This is a genomic window from Staphylococcus sp. HMSC065D05 (assembly GCF_001813195.1).
Taxonomy (GTDB): Bacteria; Bacillota; Bacilli; order Staphylococcales; family Staphylococcaceae; genus Staphylococcus; species Staphylococcus epidermidis.
In genome coordinates, this window is the sequence record NZ_KV811718.1 from 1 (window position 1) to 2,857 (window position 2,857).

Below are 2,857 nucleotides of genomic sequence, written 5' to 3' on the forward strand. Positions count from 1 at the left end.
TATTTTTGTTAAATATAGTATATCATGTAGATATTTGATATACAATTGCAAAGTTTATAACGGGATAGGTACATTCTTAAAAATTAAATTTTGGAAGGATGTATTTATAATGGCAAAAAGATTAGATATTGGAAAATTAATTAATGTAGACGAAATTACAGAAAAAATGGAACAAAATAGATTTCATTTGCTCGCAATCGGCGATAAGTATCACGATGATGATGAGATTGTAAATGATATGCCTGTATTTACGCAGGATGCAAATGGTAAAACTAAACGTGATGATACACAACCGCCACAGTATTTTTATGTAAATGCAACAATGGAAAGTACTGATAAAGACTTTAATATGGTTGATGTGCAGTTACGCGCGAAAGAACATACGGTATTTAATGGCTTACATGAAGATGATGTGTGTCGTATTACGATTGATAGAGAAATGACACAATTGACTGTTGATACTTCAAGAAACTTAAAGCCAGTAGTAACATTGGAAATTTACGTTACACAGTTAGATAAGGTTGAGTAAGCATGCTTCAATTAATGGATGGGTATCAATTGACGTTTGAAACACCTAATGGCGTTTATGGTGTTGACGAAATAATTACTGCAAGTGATATTAAGAAACTTGTACGTGAGAATGGAACATCTTATACAGAAGAAGTATCAAAATTGGATTTAGTAGGTTATGACGATAATGGCAATGCGTTTTATGTATAAATAAAAAGCCTGTACAACCAAAGCTACGCTACCGTTCGACCGTATTCGAAAATGAGTACCGCATGTAGTAAAACTACGTTTTGCGGAATCCGGAACGGAGTTTTTCGAATTGAGTCGATGATCTAGCGTGAGTCTTTGGGGTATTGTACAGGCTTTTTTTTATCTTTATAAATCGTTGTGACATTTCGTTAGAAATTTTCTAATTTTTATTTTGTTGCTTTGATTTGTTTAGATGTTTGATATTAACCGTGCTTTTTTTATATATCACTTGCAGCTCTTTTATTTTGAACACCTGTATATTCGTTTTAGGTGTAGAGAACGAGAATTTATGCCGTCAAATTCATTTATATTGGGGGGCATCTTTAATTAAGCTAATTGTAGTGTGGCGAAAGCTTTGCTTTTGCTTCACTACGATTTTTTAGATTTATTAAAGATGTAGGGTCCCAATGTCAATGATATTTGACGTATAAATCGCAGTTCGGTCATGATATTTTGTTATGAATTATGCTTAAAAATAGCGAATGTGTGTTCTAGTTTACATAACATCGGAAATTTTCCAAAAGTTATCTAGGGTACTGGACATTATTTATTTAAAAATACAAGGCTTTAATCCTTTATAAACCCTTTTATATCAAGACTTCAGCCTCTCTTAGAGGGCTTGTCATTTAAGAGAGGCGAGCCGATTTGCGAGCTATGGCGTTAACGCCTATTATGACGCTATTTATAGCGATTTTTATATATACTCAAAAATGTGTCCATTACATTTTACACTCTGGACAAATTGGTTGTAATAATACACTATTATTTACATTTTTATACTTTGTTATACTCTTTTGAATAATTCTGGACATCTACTGGACATGATTGTATAATGAAATTACGATATAAAAAGGAGGTGATAAATAAGTGAGTGCAGGGGCAAAAAATAGACGTTCAATTATGTATGTTCAATATTTAGAACATATAAAATTTGATTCGTTTGATGAGTTAGAAAAGAATGTTTTTAAAGTAGTAGGGGATAAGTATCAAGTAGCTTCTATTATTCATGATAAAGATGTGAGTGATGAAACTGGAGAATTGGAAAGACCACATATTCACATGTTTTTCTATTGTGAAAATAAATTATCTATAGCTAAACTTATGCAGGCTACGAATGAAACACAAATGAATCATTTCGAATTTTTTGAACGTAAAGACGCAGGTTTTTTATATCTTATTCATGCAGGTCGTAAGGATAGACATAAATATCAATATTCGATTGATGAAGTTAGTGCTAATTTTGATTATCAAGAATATGTTGAAAATTTGAAAGCAAATTATAGTACGTCATTAGATACGATGTTAGAAGATGTATTGGAAAGTCGTATTAAATATTCTGATATTCAAAATAATAATGATTTATCATTATTGTATGCGAAGAATAAGACGAAAATTGACAACGCATTGAATATTGCTTCTAAACGACGTGTTGAAGCAAGAAAGAATATGGAAATACCAGTTGTATGGATATATGGCGATTATAGTGGCGTTGGTAAGACGGCTTATGCTAAGCAGAAAGCAGAAGAATTAAAGATAGCTTATGGCTATTCAAGTTATATGACATCTGCTAATAATGACCCTTTTCAAGAGTATAAAGGGGAAGAAGTTGTGATTATTGATGATATAAAACCGGATGATATTGAATTATCTGATTTACTTCGGTTATTAGACCCTTATAATGCGACTTCAGTTCGTTCAAGATATTCTAATAAGTATGTAAGTGCAGATGTGGTATTTGTTACTTCTATGTATAGTCCTGAACAATTTTTCATAGAAAGTTCTATCAATTTTGATAAAGAACCAATTGATCAATTGTTAAGACGTATTTCTTCAGTTTGCTATGTTAAGCCTGTAAATGATGGGGAATATTTAGCAGAAGTAAGCGTGTTTAAGATGAATAAATTAGATGAACCTGTAGTTATTGAAGGTAAATTTGATTATATAGCAGGAAAGAAAGTAGAAGTTAAAACGCATTATCAACTTAGAGAAACGAAAAAAAAGAACTGATACCTATCCCGGATAAGATAAACGTATCAGTGCAATTAGATGATATATTTAAATAGTTATTTTTGTTAAATATAGTATATCATGTAGATAT

General features: G+C 31.2%; 3 protein-coding genes. All 3 read left to right on the top strand.

The window, feature by feature from the left end; translation table 11 throughout:
* Positions 1-109: 109 nt before the first annotated feature.
* The 3 genes from HMPREF2897_RS00545 to HMPREF2897_RS00555 all read left to right on the top strand — a co-directional run bounded on the left by HMPREF2897_RS00545 (position 110) and on the right by HMPREF2897_RS00555 (position 2,766).
* A complete protein-coding gene (locus tag HMPREF2897_RS00545; protein ID WP_070592433.1) occupies positions 110-529 on the top strand; it encodes a hypothetical protein in 420 nt (139 codons plus the stop codon).
* Between the two features lie 2 nt (positions 530-531).
* The gene (locus HMPREF2897_RS00550) at positions 532-720 is read left to right on the top strand and encodes a hypothetical protein (protein ID WP_070592435.1); all 189 of its coding nucleotides are present in this window, start codon (positions 532-534) and stop codon (positions 718-720) included.
* A 906-nt stretch (positions 721-1,626) separates the two neighbouring features.
* Positions 1,627-2,766: a Rep family protein gene (locus HMPREF2897_RS00555; RefSeq protein WP_070592436.1), complete on the top strand. Its 1,140-nt coding sequence runs from the start codon at positions 1,627-1,629 to the stop codon at positions 2,764-2,766.
* Positions 2,767-2,857: the final 91 nt, after the last annotated feature.